This is a genomic window from Variovorax sp. YR216 (assembly GCF_900107745.1).
In the GTDB taxonomy this organism is placed as follows: Bacteria; Pseudomonadota; Gammaproteobacteria; order Burkholderiales; family Burkholderiaceae_C; genus Variovorax.
The window spans coordinates 862,291-877,911 of record NZ_FNRO01000001.1 but is presented as its reverse complement, the minus strand read 5'-3'; the positions used below and the strand labels follow the sequence as shown (position 1 = coordinate 877,911).

12 protein-coding genes are annotated in these 15,621 nt (G+C 67.3%); 9 read left to right on the top strand and 3 right to left on the bottom strand.

All coding sequences use genetic code 11. The features are described from left to right. The first annotated feature begins 7 nt into the window (after positions 1–7). The 6 genes from BLW05_RS04120 to BLW05_RS04095 all read left to right on the top strand — a co-directional run bounded on the left by BLW05_RS04120 (position 8) and on the right by BLW05_RS04095 (position 8,551). Positions 8–772, top strand: a complete 765-nt coding sequence (locus tag BLW05_RS04120) for an RNA methyltransferase (RefSeq protein ID WP_093159958.1) — start codon at positions 8–10, stop codon at positions 770–772. Positions 773–808: 36 nt separating this feature from the next. Further along, the gene (gene cysE, locus BLW05_RS04115; protein ID WP_093159955.1) at positions 809–1,585 is read left to right on the top strand and encodes a serine O-acetyltransferase; all 777 of its coding nucleotides are present in this window, start codon (positions 809–811) and stop codon (positions 1,583–1,585) included. 49 nt (positions 1,586–1,634) lie between these two features. Next, a complete protein-coding gene (locus BLW05_RS04110; protein ID WP_093159953.1) occupies positions 1,635–2,540 on the top strand; it encodes a LysR family transcriptional regulator in 906 nt (301 codons plus the stop codon). A gap of 53 nt (positions 2,541–2,593) precedes the next feature. After that, the gene (locus BLW05_RS04105) at positions 2,594–3,409 is read left to right on the top strand and encodes a putative hydro-lyase (RefSeq protein ID WP_093159950.1); all 816 of its coding nucleotides are present in this window, start codon (positions 2,594–2,596) and stop codon (positions 3,407–3,409) included. A 40-nt stretch (positions 3,410–3,449) separates the two neighbouring features. Next, positions 3,450–4,733 carry an MFS transporter gene (locus BLW05_RS04100; protein WP_093159948.1) on the top strand — a complete coding sequence of 428 codons (1,284 nt, stop codon included), beginning with the start codon at positions 3,450–3,452 and terminating at the stop codon, positions 4,731–4,733. A gap of 143 nt (positions 4,734–4,876) precedes the next feature. Continuing rightward, complete coding sequence (locus BLW05_RS04095) at positions 4,877–8,551, top strand: hydantoinase B/oxoprolinase family protein (RefSeq protein ID WP_093159945.1); 3,675 nt, start codon at positions 4,877–4,879, stop codon at positions 8,549–8,551. Positions 8,552–8,596: 45 nt separating this feature from the next. On the opposite strand, the gene BLW05_RS04090 is transcribed toward BLW05_RS04095, so the two are convergent. Then, positions 8,597–10,294 carry an electron transfer flavoprotein-ubiquinone oxidoreductase gene (locus BLW05_RS04090; RefSeq protein ID WP_093159943.1) on the bottom strand — a complete coding sequence of 566 codons (1,698 nt, stop codon included), beginning with the start codon at positions 10,292–10,294 and terminating at the stop codon, positions 8,597–8,599. Positions 10,295–10,410: 116 nt separating this feature from the next. Here BLW05_RS04090 and BLW05_RS04085 point away from each other — a divergent pair, with 116 nt between their 5' ends. Then, positions 10,411–11,193, top strand: a complete 783-nt coding sequence (locus tag BLW05_RS04085) for an SDR family oxidoreductase (RefSeq protein ID WP_093159940.1) — start codon at positions 10,411–10,413, stop codon at positions 11,191–11,193. Positions 11,194–11,208: 15 nt separating this feature from the next. Then, positions 11,209–11,631 carry an acyl-CoA thioesterase gene (locus BLW05_RS04080; RefSeq protein WP_093159937.1) on the top strand — a complete coding sequence of 141 codons (423 nt, stop codon included), beginning with the start codon at positions 11,209–11,211 and terminating at the stop codon, positions 11,629–11,631. Positions 11,632–11,642: 11 nt separating this feature from the next. Here BLW05_RS04080 and BLW05_RS04075 read toward each other — a convergent pair whose 3' ends face one another. After that, positions 11,643–13,010 (bottom strand): sensor histidine kinase, encoded by a 1,368-nt coding sequence (locus tag BLW05_RS04075; RefSeq protein ID WP_093159935.1) that lies wholly within the window; start codon positions 13,008–13,010, stop codon positions 11,643–11,645. Then, a complete protein-coding gene (locus BLW05_RS04070) occupies positions 13,007–13,684 on the bottom strand; it encodes a response regulator (RefSeq protein WP_093159931.1) in 678 nt (225 codons plus the stop codon). Before BLW05_RS04070 ends, BLW05_RS04075 begins: the two co-directional genes overlap by 4 nt. 159 nt (positions 13,685–13,843) lie before the next feature. Here BLW05_RS04070 and BLW05_RS04065 point away from each other — a divergent pair, with 159 nt between their 5' ends. Continuing rightward, positions 13,844–15,613 carry a phosphoethanolamine transferase gene (locus BLW05_RS04065; RefSeq protein ID WP_093159928.1) on the top strand — a complete coding sequence of 590 codons (1,770 nt, stop codon included), beginning with the start codon at positions 13,844–13,846 and terminating at the stop codon, positions 15,611–15,613. Positions 15,614–15,621 lie beyond the last annotated feature (8 nt).

The window sequence follows — 15,621 nt, the reverse complement described above, 5'->3', positions numbered from 1 at the left end:
AGCCTCCATGCGTACCCGATTCATCCTGATCCAGACCAGCCACGCCGGCAATGTCGGCGCGGCCGCCCGCGCCATGAAGACCATGGGCTTCGACGAACTGGTGCTGGTCGCGCCGCGCTGGGCCAACGTGCTTCGGCGCGAGGAAACCATCCAGCGCGCAAGCGGTGCGCTCGACGTGCTGGCGAACGCGCGCATCGTCGACACGCTGGACGAGGCGCTCGACGGCGTCACGCACCTGTGTGCCACGGCGATGGTCCCGCGCGACTTCGGCCCGCCGACGCGGACCCCGCGCGAACACCTCGAACCGCTGGCCAAGGGGGAGGCGCAGCACGTCGCCTTCCTCTTCGGCTCCGAGCGCTTCGGCATGCGCAACGAGGACGTGTACCGCTGCAACGTCGCGCTCTGCATCCCGACCGATCCGCAGTTCGGCTCGCTCAATCTCGGCGCGGCGATCCAGGTGATCGCCTATGAATGGCGGCAGGCGCTGGGCGGCTTTGCGGTGCGCGACGCGACCGCGCCGGTGCGCGCAGCCGATGCCCAGGCGGTGGCGGGCATGCTGGACCATTGGGAACGCTCTCTGGTACAGATCGGCTTTCTCGACCCGCAGGCACCCAAGAAGCTCATGCCGCGCCTGCAGCAGCTTTTCAACCGGGCACAACCCACGCAGGAGGAAATCCACATCCTTCGCGGCATCGCCAAGGCCATGGCGGACGCCGCGAACGGCGGCGGACCCGGCAAAACCCCATCCGCCGTGAGTAAAGAGCCGCGGTAATAGACTGCCTGCCCCATATCGATATAACAACAACCGATGTTCTCCCGGCTGCGTTCCGACATCCAGTGCATCCTCGACCGTGACCCGGCGGCCCGGTCGCGCTGGGAAGTCCTGACCCTCTACCCGGGGCTGCATGCGGTCGTGCTGCACCGGTTCGCGCACTGGTTCTGGACCCACGGCTTCAAGTGGGTCGGGCGTTTCGTCTCCCAGTTCTCGCGCTGGTTCACCGGCATCGAGATCCATCCCGGCGCGATCGTCGGCGAGCGCGTGTTCTTCGACCATGCGATGGGCGTGGTGGTCGGCGAAACCGCCGAGATCGGCGACGGCTGCACCATCTACCAGGGCGTGACGCTGGGCGGCACCTCGCTCTACAAGGGCACCAAGCGGCACCCGACGCTGGGCCGCAACGTGGTGGTGAGCGCCGGCGCGAAGGTGCTGGGCGGCTTCACGGTGGGCGACGGCGCCAAGATCGGCAGCAATGCGGTGGTGATCAAGCCCGTGCCGGCTGGCGCGACGGCCGTGGGCATCCCGGCGCGGATCATCCCGTCGAAGTCGGGGGAGAGCGCCGACGTCACGCAACCGCAGGTCGCGAAGTTCTCGGCCTATGGCGTCACGCTGGAAGATGACCCGCTGAGCCAGGCGATGAAGGGCCTCATCGACCACACCGCGAGCCAGGAGCACCAGATCGCGTTGCTGTGGCAGGCGCTCGAATCGCTGTCCAAGCAGCCTGGCAAGAAGGATTGCGTGCCTTGCGATGCGGCGAAGGACGAGTCGTTCGAGGCGGAGAAGCTGACCCAGTTGATCGGGAAGTGATCCGGGCGATGATCGGGCCCTCGCGTCCCGACATCGAAGCAGCCCGGACATGAACCTGCGATTCGTTGAAGCCTTTCACTGGGCGGTTGCGCTCAAGAGCGTCACCCGCGCGGCCGAGAAACTGCACCTCACCCAGTCGGCGCTCTCCAGCCGCATCGCGGCGCTCGAGCGAGAACTCGGCGTGCTGCTGCTCGACCGGCGCGACAAGCAGTTCCGCCTCACGGTGGCGGGCCAGCGCTTTCATGCCTTCGCGCAGCGGCTGCTCGAGATGCAGATGCACATCAAGGCCGAGATGGGCTCGGGCACCGCGCGCGAGACCGTGCTGCGCGTGGGCGCCATTGAGTCGGTCGTGCACAGCTGGCTCACCGGGTGGCTGCAGCACATGCGGGAGACCTATCCGGACTTCGAGCTCGAACTCACCGTCGAAACCACGCCTGTGCTGGTCGACCAGCTCCAGCGCGGCAAGCAGGATCTGGTGTTCGCCGCGCTGCCCGGCGCCGGCGACGGCGTGCGCACCCGCGCGGTGCCGGCGATGCCGATGTGCTTTGTCGGCCATCGCGACCTGCATCAGCGGCGCCGCTACCGGATGGCGGACCTGCTCTCGTTCGACCTGCTGACCTTCCAGCGCGGCTCGCAGCCTCATGTGGCCTTGCTCGAGTTCTTCCGGGAGGCAGGCTATCCCGCGCCCAGGGTGCATGCGATCTCCTCGATCTCCGCGATGGCGCAGCTCGTGGAAGCCGGATTCGGCGTCGCGACCCTGCCGCGTGCCGTGGTGGAGCCCCTGGCACGCCGGCTTCCGCTGCGCGCGCTGCCTTGCGACGCCACCCTGGAGCCGCTGCCCATCTATGCGAGCTATCGGGAAGACCCTTCGTCTCCCTTGCTGGAGGCGGCGCTGGGTTCCGCCGTGGTGCATGCTTCGCACCGCGTCGGCTCATCGAAAAAATCGATGACCTGAGCAAGAAACTTTGCGTTGGCGTTCGGGGCGGCGGATTCCCAAAATCCGCCCTCATGCAATCCAATGAAGTCCTCAACGAAAAGATCGATGGCGCGAGCAGCGCACGGAGCGTCCGCCTCGCCGCGCGCAGTGGCGCACTGAGCAGCCACACCAGCGGCCTGGCGAGCGCCCATGTGCAGGGCAACCTCGTGATCGTGCCGCAGGCGCACGCGGGCGATTTCCTGCGCTTCTGCCAGGCCAATCCCAAGCCATGCCCGCTGCTGGGCGTCTCGGAAGTCGGCGACCCGTCGCTGCGCGCGCTCGGCGACGACATCGACATCCGTTCCGACCTGCCGCGCTACCGGGTGTGGCGTCACGGCGAACTGGTCGATGAGCCCAGCGACGTTCGCGCGCTGTGGGCCGACGACCTGGTCAGCTTCGTCATCGGCTGCTCGTTCACTTTCGAGCATGCGTTGCTGGCCGAAGGCATCGAGCTGCGTCATGTCTCGCAGGGTCGCAATGTTGCGATGTACCGAACGAACATCCAGACCGCGCGTGCCGGGGTGTTTCATGGCCCGATGGTGGTATCGATGCGTCCGCTGCGCGCGGCAGATGCGATTCGCGCCGTCCAGATCACCTCGCGTTTTCCGGCGGTGCATGGCGCGCCGGTCCACATCGGCGATCCGGCGTTGATCGGGATCCGTTCGATCAACCGCCCGGACTATGGCGAGGCCGTCGAGCTGATGCAGGGCGAGCTGCCCGTCTTCTGGGCCTGCGGCGTCACACCGCAGGCGGCGCTGGCCGCCGCACGCCTGCCCTTCGCGATCACGCATGCGCCCGGGGCGATGCTCGTCACCGACCTGCTGCACCACCGCCTCGCGGCGTTCTGAATTCCTTCGTCCATACGCATCCAACAAAGGAGACAACATCATGAAGAACACGCTCGATGCCGCCGACCTGGTCGACGCGAGTCCCCCGCAAGGCAGCTGGCTGACCACGCTCGACCGCAACGAGAAGCGCGCGCTGAGCGCCTCGTTCAGCGGTTATGCGGTCGATGCCTTCGACTACTACACCTTGCCGCTGGTCACGCCGATCCTGCTGACGTTGTGGGGCATGAGCAAGACGGAGGTGGGACTGATCGGCACCTCCACGCTCGTGGCCTCCGCGATCGGCGGCTGGATGGCCGGGGTGCTGGCCGATCGCTACGGCCGGGTGCGCGTGCTCCAGCTGACGATCCTGGTGTTTGCGATCTTCACCTTCGCCTGCGGCCTGGCGCGCTCCCCGCAGGAGTTGCTCATGGCCCGGACCCTGCAAGGCCTCGGTTTCGGGGGCGAATGGGCCGTGGGCTCGGTGCTGATCGCCGAGATGATCCGGCCCGCCTATCGCGGCAAGGCCGTCGGATTTGTGCAGAGCAGCTGGGCCATTGGCTGGGGCGCCGCGGTGCTGGTGTCGATGGCGCTGTTCTCCTTTCTGCCGCCGGAGATCTCGTGGCGGGTGATGTTCCTGCTGGGGCTGCTGCCGGCGCTGCTGATCGTCTTCATTCGCCGGTCGCTGCACGAGCCCGAGGTCTACTTGCAGACGCGCGCCGCGGTGGCGCGAGGTGAACGCAACGGCAACTTCCTTGCGATCTTCAAGCCCGGCATCCTCGGCACCACCGTGCTCGCAAGCCTGATGTTCACCGGGATGCAGGGCGGCTACTACGCCATCGGCGTCTGGCTGCCGACCTTCCTGAAGAACGAGCGCCACCTGACGGTGCTCGGCTCGGGCGGCTACCAGTTCATGTTCATCGTGGGCGCCTTCGCCGGCTATCTGTGCGGGGCCTACCTGTCCGACCGGCTGGGGCGCAAGCTGGCCTTCATTCTTTTCGCCGTCGGGGCGGGTTCGCTGGTCTATGCCTACACGCTGCTGCCGATCACCGACAGCGTCATGCTCGTGCTCGGCTTTCCGCTCGGCTTCTTCATGTCGGGCATCTTCAGCGGCTCCGGCGCTTTCCTGGCGGAGTTGTTCCCCAATGAACTTCGCGGCTCGGGGCAGGGCTTTTGCTACAACTTCGGGCGCGGTATCGGGGCGACCTTCCCCGCGGTCGTGGGGCTGCTGAGCGACCGCACCAGCCTGTCCCTGGGCTCCGCCATCGGCATCTGCGCGGCAATCGCCTATGCGATCGTGATCGTCATGGCCCTGTGCCTGCCCGAGACGCGCGGGAGGAAGTTCTAACCCCCAGGCTCGCGCACTTCGTGTCGCTCTCCACCCCCCTTTCAGGGGGCACCACCGGCGGCCCGGCGAAGCCGGTTCCGCGGTGGTCCTGGAAGGGGTGGCGTTGCGGCGTGCTTGTTCATCTCCCTTATTGCTTCTTTGTCATGAATACGCAGACTTCTTTCTCCTCCTTCTCCTCCCGCTGGCAGTTCTGGATCGACCGGGGCGGCACGTTCACCGATCTCGTGGGGCGCGATCCCGAAGGGCGGCTGCATACGCTCAAGCTTCTGTCGGAGAACCCAGAGCAGTACCGCGACGCGGCGGTTGAGGGCATCCGGCGGCTGCTCGGGCTTGCGGCTGGCGAGGCCATCACGCCCGAGCGGGTCGAGTGCGTGAAGATGGGCACCACGGTGGCCACCAACGCGCTGCTGGAGCGCAAGGGCGAGCCGACGGTGCTTGTCACGACCACCGGCTTTCGCGATGCCCTGCGCATCGCGACGCAGGCGAGGCCGCGTCTGTTCGACCGCCGCATCGTGCTTCCGGAACTGCTCTATAGCCGCGTGATCGAGGCCGGCGAACGCATCGATGCGCAGGGCGGCATCGTGCAGCCGCTCGACGAAATGGCGCTGCGCACTGCGCTGCAGGGCGCGTTCGACGAGGGCCTCCGCGCCTGCGCCATCGTCTTCATGCACGGCTGGCGATACACATCGCACGAACTGGCGGCCGAGCGCGTGGCACGCGACGTCGGCTTTACGCAGGTGTCGGTGTCGCACAAGACCAGTCCGCTCATGAAGCTGGTGCCGCGCGGCGACACCACCGTGGTCGATGCGTACCTGAGTCCGATCCTGCGACGCTATGTCGACCAGGTTTCGCAGCAGATGCCGGGCGTTCCACTCTTCTTCATGCAGAGTTCGGGTGGATTGACGCAGGCCAGCCGCTTCCAGGGCAAGGACGCGATCCTCTCGGGGCCTGCGGGCGGCATCGTCGGCATGGTGCGGACCGCACTGGATGCCGGCCATCCGCGCGTGATCGGTTTCGACATGGGCGGTACGTCGACCGATGTCTCGCACTACGCGGGCGAGTTCGAGCGCTCCTTCGAAACGCAGGTGGCCGGCGTGCGCATGCGCGCGCCGATGATGAGCATCCACACCGTCGCGGCCGGCGGCGGCTCGGTGATCGGCTTCGATGGCGCGCGATTGCGCGTCGGGCCCGAGTCGGCGGGCGCCAACCCCGGCCCCGCGAGCTATCGCCGCGGCGGGCCGCTGACCACCACCGACGCCAACGTGATGCTCGGCAAGCTGCAGCCCGCGCACTTCCCGCATGTGTTCGGGCCCGGCGCCGACCAGCCGCTCGACCTCGCCGCGGTGCAGCGCGGGTTCTCGGAGATGGCCCGGCGGATGTCGCAGGCCACCGGCCGCACCGTGAGCGGCGAGCAGGTGGCCAGCGGCGCGCTTCGGATCGCGGTCGAGAGCATGGCCAACGCCGTCAAGCGCATCTCGGTCGCGCGGGGATACGACGTGACCCAGTACACGCTGCAGTGCTTCGGCGGCGCGGGCGGCCAGCATGCCTGCCTCGTGGCCGATGCGCTCGGGATGCGCAGCGTCTACCTGCATCCGTTCGCGGGGGTGCTTTCCGCGTTCGGCATGGGTCTGGCCGATCAGCTTGCGATGCGCGAGATGGCGCTCGAACGCCGGCTCGATGCCGAAGGCCTGTCGGCCGCGCGCGAAGCGGCAACGTCGCTGGCTTCGCGGGCGGTGGAAGAACTGCGAGGGCAGGGTGTGGCGCGCAGCGGCATCGAGGTCGTGCATCGCGCACAGCTGCGATACGACGGCACCGACACCGCCCTGCCTTGCGTGCTGCCCATGGGGTCGGGTTCCGCCGAGGCCATTGCGGCGCTGCGAGACGAATTCGAGCAGGCCTATCGCCGTCGCTTCGCCTTCCTGATGGAGGGGCGCGCGCTGGTGATCGAGGCGGTGACGGTCGAGGCCACCGGCGCCGGCGAGCGCCCCGGCGGCGCCGCGCCGGTCACGCAGGCCGCCCCCCATACGCCGGAGCCCCTCGCGGTGGTCCGCATGTACTGCGAGGCGGACGAGCAATCCGCCGGCTGGCGCGATGCGACCCTGCACGACGAGGCTGCATTGGCCGCCGGTGCCGTGATCGACGGCCCGGCCATCCTCGCCGGCCGCAATGCCACCACCGTGATCGAACCCGGCTGGCAGGCGCGGGCCTCGGCATCCGGCGTCTCGCTCCATCGCGTGCGGCCCCGTATTGCCGGGCAGTCGGTGGGCACCAGCGCCGATCCGGTGATGCTGGAGGTGTTCAACAACCTCTTCATGAACATCGCGGAGCAGATGGGCCTGCGGCTGCAGAACACCGCCTACTCGGTGAACATCAAGGAGCGCCTGGATTTCTCGTGCGCGGTGTTCGATGTGCAGGGCAACCTGATCGCCAATGCGCCGCACATGCCAGTGCACCTGGGGTCGATGAGCGAGTCGATCAGGACTGTCATCGACCGCAATCCGTCCATGGCGCCGGGCGACGTCTACGTGCTCAACGACCCGTACCACGGCGGAACGCACCTGCCCGACATCACGGTGGTGACGCCGGTCTATCTCGATGCGGGAGATGCGCGCCCGTCCTTCTACGTCGCCTCTCGCGGCCACCATGCCGACGTGGGCGGCATCACGCCGGGCTCGATGCCGCCGTTCTCGAAGACGATCGAGGAAGAAGGTGTGCTGATCGACAACTTCAAGCTGGTCGAAAGAGGGCGGCTGCGCGAGGTCGAACTCCGTGCGCTGCTGGCGAGCGGGCCACACCCCTCGCGCAATATCGAACAGAACCTGGCCGACCTGCGCGCCCAGATCGCCGCGAACGAAAAGGGCGTGCAGGAACTGCAGGCCATGGTCCAGCAGTTCGGCCGCGACACGGTGGTCGCCTACATGGGCCATGTGCAGGACAACGCCGAGGAGTCGGTGCGCCGTGTCATCACCGCGCTGAAGGATGGCGAATACGCGCTCCCGCTCGACAACGGCGCCTGCATCCGCGTACGGGTGAAGGTCGATGCCGCCGCGCGCTCCGCCACGGTGGACTTCACCGGCACCAGCGCGCAGTTGCCCAACAACTTCAATGCACCGCGTGCCATCACCATGGCGGCCGTGCTCTATGTGTTCCGCACGCTGGTGGACGATGAGATTCCGCTCAACGCGGGCTGCCTCAAGCCCATCGAGGTGATCGTGCCGGTGGGCTGCATGCTCAACCCGCAGTCGCCTGCGGCGGTGGTCGCGGGCAACGTCGAGACGTCGAGCTGCGTGACCAATGCGCTCTACGGCGCGCTCGGCGTCATCGCGGCGAGCCAGTGCACGATGAACAACTTCACCTTCGGCGATGGGGATCATCAGTACTACGAGACGATCTCGGGCGGCTCGGGCGCCGGGCCAGGCTTCGACGGCACGAGCGTGGTGCAGACACACATGACCAACTCGCGGCTGACCGACCCTGAAGTGCTGGAGTTCCGCTTCCCCGTCCGGCTCGACAGCTACAGCCTTCGGGCCGGCTCGGGCGGTGCGGGCCGCTGGCGTGGTGGCGACGGCGGCGTGCGGCGGGTGCGCTTCCTGGCGCCGATGACCGCCTCGATCCTGAGCAACGGCCGGCACGAGGGTTCGTTCGGAGGCGCTGGTGGATCTGCGGGCGCCGTGGGCGTCAATCGCGTCGAACGTGCGGATGGAACGGTCGAGGCGCTGGACCACATCGGGCAGGTGCGGATGCGGCCCGGCGATGTGTTCGTGATCGAGACGCCCGGGGGCGGCGGCTGGGGCGAGGCCGAGGCCGCTCGGGCCTGACAATGAAAAAGGCGCCCTGGGGCGCCTTTTTTTGATGTGCAGGCCTTACATGCCCACGTAGTTCGGCCCGCCGCCGCCTTCGGGCGTGACCCACACGATGTTCTGCGTCGGATCCTTGATGTCGCAGGTCTTGCAGTGGACGCAGTTCTGCGCGTTGATCTGCAGGCGTTCCTTGCCGGTCGATTCGTCCGGCACGAACTCGTAGACGCCGGCCGGGCAGTAGCGGCCTTCGGGGCCGGCGTACTCGGGCAGGTTGATCTGCGTCGGCACCGCGGCGTTCTTCAGCGTCAGGTGTGCGGGCTGGTTCTCTTCGTGGTTGGTGTTGCTGATGAACACCGAGGAGAGCCGGTCGAAGGTCAACTTGCCATCGGGCTTGGGGTAGTTGATCTTCTTCGAGGCCGATGCGCGCTTGAGCCGCTCGTGGTCGGGCTGGTTGCGGTGGATGGTCCATGGCACATGGCCGCGCAGCAGGAACTGCTCGATGCCGGTCATGATCGTGCCGACCGCGATGCCCTTCTTGAACCACTGCTTGAAGTTGCGTGCCTTCTTCAGCTCGGTGTGCAGCCAGCTGCGCTCGAAGGCGGCCGGGTAGCCGGTGAGCTCGTCGTGCTGGCGGCCGCCCATCACGGCGTCGTAGGCGGCCTCGGCCGCGAGCATGCCGGTCTTGATCGCGGCATGGCTGCCCTTGATGCGGCTCGCGTTGAGGTAGCCGGCATCGCAGCCGACCAGCGCGCCGCCCGGGAACACCGTCTTCGGCAGCGAAAGCAGGCCGCCCGCGGTGATCGCGCGTGCGCCGTAGCTCAGGCGCTTGGGCGCCTTCAGGCCCTTGTCCTGGCCTTCGAAGTACCAGCGGATGTTGGGGTGCGTCTTGAAGCGCTGGAATTCCTCGAACGGGCTCAGGTACGGATTCTGGTAGTCGAGGCCGACCACGAAGCCGACGACCACCTGGTTGTTCTCGGCGTGATAGAGGAAAGAGCCGCCATAGGTGTCCGACGGCAGTGGCCAGCCGGCGGTGTGCACCGCGAGGCCCGGCTCGTGGCGCGCGGGGTCGATTTCCCACAGTTCCTTGATGCCGATGCCGTAGCTCTGCGGGTCCTTGCCTTCGTCGAGCTTGTACTTGGCGATGAGCTGGCGGCCCAGGTGGCCGCGCGCGCCTTCGGCGAAGATCGTGTACTTGCCCAGGAGCTCCATGCCGAGCTGGAAATTCTCGGTGGGCTCGCCGTCCTTGCCTAGCCCCAAGTTCCCGGTGGCGACGCCGCGCACCTTGCCGTCCTCGGTGTAGAGCACCTCGGCCGCCGGGAAGCCCGGGAAGATCTCGACGCCGAGCGCCTCGGCCTGCTGTGCCAGCCAGCGCACCACGTTGCCGAGGCTGACGATGTAGTTGCCCTCGTTGTGGAAGTTGTGGGGCAGCATGAAGTTGGGGGTGCGCGTGGCGCCGGTCTCGGTCAGCATCAGGAAGGTGTCCTGCGTGACCGGCTGGTTCAGCGGTGCGCCCATCTCTTCCCAGTCGGGGAGAAGCTCGTAGAGGGCGCGCGGATCCATGATCGCGCCCGAGAGGATGTGCGCGCCGGGCTCGGAGCCCTTTTCGAGCACAACGACCGAGATCTCCTTGCCATGCGACGCGGCGAGCTGCTTCAGCCGGATGGCGGTCGAGAGGCCTGCGGGGCCCGCACCTACGACCACCACGTCGTATTCCATGGATTCGCGGGGGCCGAACTGGGCAAGTATTTCGTCGTTCGTCATGTGGGTCTCGTCGATAATGATCTGAGGGTGCGAGGCACCGCTGTGGCCGGGCCATTTTATGCGGCGGTTGCGCGGCTCCCGAGCCGTCGCGTTGGCGACTCCCAGAGGATCTCTCCATGGCGTACAGCATCGATCTTTCCGGCAGGGTGGCTTTCGTCACCGGCGCGTCGAGCGGCCTCGGCGCGCAGTTCTCGAAGGCGCTCGCGCGCGCGGGCGCGGCGGTGGTTCTCGCGAGCCGCAGCACCGACCGGCTCAAGGAGCTTCGTGCGCGCATCGAAGGCGAGGGCGGCGACGCCCACGTGGTGGACCTCGACGTGACCGACCAGGGCAGCATCAAGGCCGCCGTGGCGCGCGCCGAAACCGAAGTCGGGCCGATCGACATCCTCGTCAACAACTCCGGCGTGAGCATCACGCGGCGCCTGCAGGAAGTCTCTGTCGAGGACTACGACTTCATCTTCGATACCAATGTCAAGGGCTCCTTCTTCGTCGCGCAGGAGGTCGGCAAGCGGATGCTCGCGCGCGCCAAGGGCGCTGCGCCGGGCACTTACATCGGCGGGCGGATCATCAATATCGCCTCGGTTGCGGCGCTCAAGGTGCTGCCCCAGATCGGGGTCTACTGCATGAGCAAGGCGGCCGTGGTGCAGATGACCAAGGCGATGGCGCTCGAATGGGGCCGCTTCGGGATCAACGTCAACGCGCTGTGCCCGGGATACATCGCGACTGAACTCAACGAGGAGCACTGGGTCACCGACGGCGGGCAGAAGCTCGTCGGCATGCTGCCGCGCAAGCGCGTCGGCAAGCCCGAGGACCTCGACGGGCTGATCGTATTGCTCGCCAGCGGCGAGAGCCATTTCGTCAACGGCGCGGTCATTGCGGCAGACGACGGGTTCGCGCTCTGAAAAGAAGGATCACCGATGCGGATCGAAATCCCCGAAAAGAAGAAGCTCGTCTACGAAACGTCCATCCCCATCCGCTGGGGCGACATGGACGCCATGGGGCACCTCAACAACACGACCTACTTCAGGTACCTGGAGATCGCGCGTATCGACTGGATGCATTCGCTCGGCCATGAGCCGATGCCGGAAGGCCAGGGCATCGTGATCGTCAATGCGTTCTGCAACTTCTACCGGCAGATCGAGTATCCGGGCGACGTGCTGCTCAAGATGTACGTGAGCGACCCCGGCCGTACCACCTTCGAGAGTTGGGCCACGATGGCGCGCGCCGACGCGCCGGATGTGATCTGTGCGGCAGGCGGCGCCACCACGATCTGGATCGACGTGGCACAGCAGAAGGCGCTGACGCTGCCGGACTGGCTCAGGGAACTGGCGACGGTGTAGCCGCTGCCTCGTCACGCCGGCCGCAGCACGATCCGCGCTTCGAAGCCGGTCGCCGCACCGGGCGGCGGCGAGGCCAGGTCGAGCTGGCCGCCGAGCTTCTCGACGATGGTGTTCACGATCGACAGCCCGAGCCCGTAGCCCGCGCGGTTCGAGCCGTGGCGCACATGGCGCTGCTGCAGCGTGTGCAGCTCCTCGGGGCTCACGCCTGGCCCGAAATCGCGCACGGCGAGCGTGCAGGGCGACATCACTTCGATCGAGACTCGGCCCTTGCCGTAGCGCAGGGCGTTCTCCACCAGATTGCGCAATGCGATCGCCAGCGAATCGACGTCGCCGAGCGCGATCGGCGGCTCGCTGTCGGGCACCTTGAGCTTGAGGCGCTCGTTCACGCGAGGGTCCTGCCAGAACTCCTGCGCGACGGTGCCGGCGAGCTGCACGAGGTCGATCCGCGCGCGCGTCAGCGAAGCACCGGATTCGGCCCGCGAGAGCTGCAGCAGCTTTTCGGTGCGATGGCCGAGCACTTGAAGCGCTTCGAGTGCGGCCACCACTTCCTCGCGCTTGAGGTCATGTTCGAGCGCGGTCTGCAGCCGCAGCCTGGCCGCGGCCAGCGGCGTGCGCAGCTCGTGCGCGGCATTCGCGGCGAGCGCGCGTTCCACGTCGAGCGAATGCGACAGCCGCTCCAGCAACTCATTCACGTGGTCGCCCACCGACCGCAGCTCCTTGGGCAGGCCCGGCAGCCGGATCGGGCGCAGGTCGGTGCCGCTGCGCTGTTCGATCTCGGCGGCCAGTGCCTGCAGCCCCCGAAGCTCGCTGCGCGCGACATTGCGCAGCACCAGCGCGAGCAGCGGCAGCACCGCGCCCAATGGAATGATGAGACCCAGCAAGGTCCGATTGAGGGCAGAGCGGCGCTCGTCGAGCGGGTCGGCCACCTGGAAGTAGAGGTTGCGCGTGGGGTGATGCACGGTATAGATCCGCCAGGGCTCGGCATTCGCGAACCCGGGTGCCAGCGGCACGTCGAACGAGGTGCCCGCCGCCTCGGCCGAACGCAACAGGATGTGCTCGCCCGGATCGACCACCTGGTAGATCACGGCATCCGACGAGAAGAGCTGCGGCCGCGCGATCAGGGGTTGGGGCGCATCCGGATGGGCGGCCTGCAGCTTGTCCAACTCGCTCAGCGCCATGTCGAACATCCGGTGCGAAACCTCGATGAGTTCGTTGTCGAAGTTGTGGTTGATCTCGCGGTCCACATACCAGACCACGCCGAGCACGCACAGAAGCCAGACCCCGCCGACCCAGACGATGAGGGTGCGCGTCAGCCGGCCGGCGAGCGAATCGCGCTTGAGCGGCTCGACAGTCGCCAGGCGCAGGAAACCGAGGTTCATTCGTCCTCGTCTTCGGGGCTGAACGAAAGGCGATAGCCCAGCCCGCGCAGCGTCTGGATGTGGCTGCGGCCGAGCTTGCGGCGCAGGCGGCTGATGAACACCTCGAGCGTGTTGCTGTCGGCTTCGTCGCCGAAGCCATAAAGTGCGTCGGCCAGGTTTTCGCGCGTGTGGATGCGGTCGGGCCGCGTCGCCATGACCCGCAGCAGCGCCCATTCCTTCTGGGTGAGCGTGACCGGAATGCCGTCCTTGCGCACCAGGTCGCGCGCCAGGTCGATCTCCAGCTTGCCCAGTTGAAGCACCGGCGAACTGCTGGTGCTGCGCCGCCGCTCGACCGCCCGCAGCCGGGCGAGCAGTTCCGCCGGGTCGTAGGGCTTGATCAGGTAGTCGTCCGCACCGGCGTCCAGGCCGCGGATGCGGTCGGTCACCTGGTCGCGGGCGGTCAGCACGATCACGATCGGGCGGTCGCGCAGTGCTCGCACGCTCGGCAGGAGCGACAGGCCGTCCCCGTCGCCCAGGTGCAGATCCAGCAGGACCGCGGCGTATTGCACCGCCGCGAGCGCGGCGCGCGCGTCCGCGAGGCCCGGCGCGACATCGACCACGAAGGCCTTGGCCACGAGATAGCTGCAGAGCGCGCTCGCGAGGGCGGCGTCATCTTCGACCAGCAATATGCGCACCTCGGCCCTCCTTTTCCTATGACAAAAGCGGAAGTCTAGTGCCAGCGCCCGCCGGCGCGCGCCTGGCGGCGCAGGCCGCGCCGCATTGCCTGAGGAAGCTGAATGGAACCTGATTGAAACATTCAGCGAGCTTTCATTCCTGGTTCCTAGCCTTGCGGGATGTTCGGCCTTCGTGCGCATTCCGCCTCTCTTTCCCCTGCTCTCGCGACGGCAGGCTCCGCGGAAGATGCCGAGGCGGCACTCACGCCATGGCGAGCGCTGGACGGCTGGGTCGCACGTCCGCGTTCGCCGCGCAGCGTCGTCATCGGGCTGAGCCTCTATCTCGCCGTGGCCGCGAACTGGCCCCTGTGGAACGAACTGGCCCGGATCGGAGGCGCGCCCAGCGTCTACCTGCCCTTGATCGCGCTGATGTCGCTGCTGGTGGTCTGCGGCATGGTCGCGGTGCTTTCGTTCACCGCCTGGACGCGATGGATGAAGCCGCTGTGGTTCGGTGTGGTCGTGCTCGCCGCGGTGGCGCAGCACTACATGCTGACCTACCACGTCGTGATGGACCCGACGATGATGGCCAATGCCCTGCAGACGGATGCGAACGAGGTGCAGGACCTGCTGAGCTGGCGCATGCTGTTCAACGTGCTGTGGGTCGTCGCGCTGCCGGCCTGGGCGCTCTGGCGCGTGCGCCTCGTGCCTGCACCGCCGTTGTCGCAGCTCTGGCGCAACCTGGCGTTGCTGCTGATCGTGGCCGCCGTCGCTGGCGCCGGGGCCTTCGCGATGAACCGGCAGCTTGCGCCGCTGATGCGCAACAACGTCCATCTGCGCTACATGCTGAACCCGCTCGCGAGCATCTATTCGACAACCGCGACGGTGGTCAAGCCGATGTTCGTCCATGGGCGCAAGCTGATTCCGGTGACGGGCGGCACCGTCCTCGGCGCGAGCTACGCGAACCAGGCAAGGCCGCCGCTCTTCGTGCTGGTGGTGGGCAAGACCGCGCGCGCCGATCACTTCGGACTCAATGGCTACGCGCGCAACACGACGCCGGAGCTTGCCGCGCGCCATGTGCTGAGCTACCGCGACGTGCGTTCATGCGGCACCCACACGCTCGCTTCGGTGCCCTGCATGTTCTCGCCGCTCAGCAAGGACGCATTCGAGGCGCGCGAGGATGAATTCGAGAACCTCATGGACGTCCTCCAGGCTTCGGGCCTCGCGGTGCTCTGGCTCGACAACCAGGCCAGCGGGTGCAAGGGGGTGTGCGACCGCGTGCCGCATGCGTCGGCCTTCGACCGCCTGGACCCTGCGCTCAGGAGCACGCTGTGCGATGCCGATGCGTGCCTCGATGACGTGATGCTGCACGGCCTGGACGAGCGCATCGCCGCACTGCCCGCCGAGCGCCGCCGCAAGGGCATCGTGCTCGTGATGCATCAGATGGGTAGCAACGGCCCGGCCTACTACAAGCGCTCATCGACCGACGTGAAGCGCTTCATGCCCGAGTGCAGGACGAATGCGCTGGCGGAGTGCACCCATTCCGAGCTGATCAACGGCTACGACAACTCGATCGCCTATACCGATCGCTTCCTCGGCAAGACCATCGACTGGCTCAAGGGGAAGTCCGGGACTTTCGACCCGTCGCTCCTGTACGTGAGCGACCACGGCGAGTCGCTTGGCGAGTACGGCTTGTTCCTGCATGGCCTGCCCTACGGCTTCGCGCCCGATGTGCAGAAGCGCGTGCCGATGGTGGTTTGGTTCGGCGGCGGCATGATCGAGCGCGACAAGCTCTCGCGTCCGTGCATGGAATCCGGGCTCGACAAGCCGCTCACGCACGACAACCTCTATCACACCGTCCTGGGCCTCCTGGACGTGCAGACGCCGACCTACATTCCTTCGCTCGACGCGCTGGCGGGCTGCCGCGGTCCGGCGGCCGCTGCAAGCGGCTGATCGCGTAG

What these genes read in the sequence shown, in the direction of transcription:
- BLW05_RS04120 (WP_093159958.1), top strand. Translation starts at nt 8, where the DNA reads ATGCGTACCCGATTCATCCTGATCCAGACCAGCCACGCCGGCAATGTC.
- cysE (WP_093159955.1), top strand. Translation starts at nt 809, where the DNA reads ATGTTCTCCCGGCTGCGTTCCGACATCCAGTGCATCCTCGACCGTGAC.
- BLW05_RS04110 (WP_093159953.1), top strand. Translation starts at nt 1,635, where the DNA reads ATGAACCTGCGATTCGTTGAAGCCTTTCACTGGGCGGTTGCGCTCAAG.
- BLW05_RS04105 (WP_093159950.1), top strand. Translation starts at nt 2,594, where the DNA reads ATGCAATCCAATGAAGTCCTCAACGAAAAGATCGATGGCGCGAGCAGC.
- BLW05_RS04100 (WP_093159948.1), top strand. Translation starts at nt 3,450, where the DNA reads ATGAAGAACACGCTCGATGCCGCCGACCTGGTCGACGCGAGTCCCCCG.
- BLW05_RS04095 (WP_093159945.1), top strand. Translation starts at nt 4,877, where the DNA reads ATGAATACGCAGACTTCTTTCTCCTCCTTCTCCTCCCGCTGGCAGTTC.
- BLW05_RS04090 (WP_093159943.1), bottom strand. Translation starts at nt 10,294, where the DNA reads ATGACGAACGACGAAATACTTGCCCAGTTCGGCCCCCGCGAATCCATG.
- BLW05_RS04085 (WP_093159940.1), top strand. Translation starts at nt 10,411, where the DNA reads ATGGCGTACAGCATCGATCTTTCCGGCAGGGTGGCTTTCGTCACCGGC.
- BLW05_RS04080 (WP_093159937.1), top strand. Translation starts at nt 11,209, where the DNA reads ATGCGGATCGAAATCCCCGAAAAGAAGAAGCTCGTCTACGAAACGTCC.
- BLW05_RS04075 (WP_093159935.1), bottom strand. Translation starts at nt 13,010, where the DNA reads ATGAACCTCGGTTTCCTGCGCCTGGCGACTGTCGAGCCGCTCAAGCGC.
- BLW05_RS04065 (WP_093159928.1), top strand. Translation starts at nt 13,844, where the DNA reads ATGTTCGGCCTTCGTGCGCATTCCGCCTCTCTTTCCCCTGCTCTCGCG.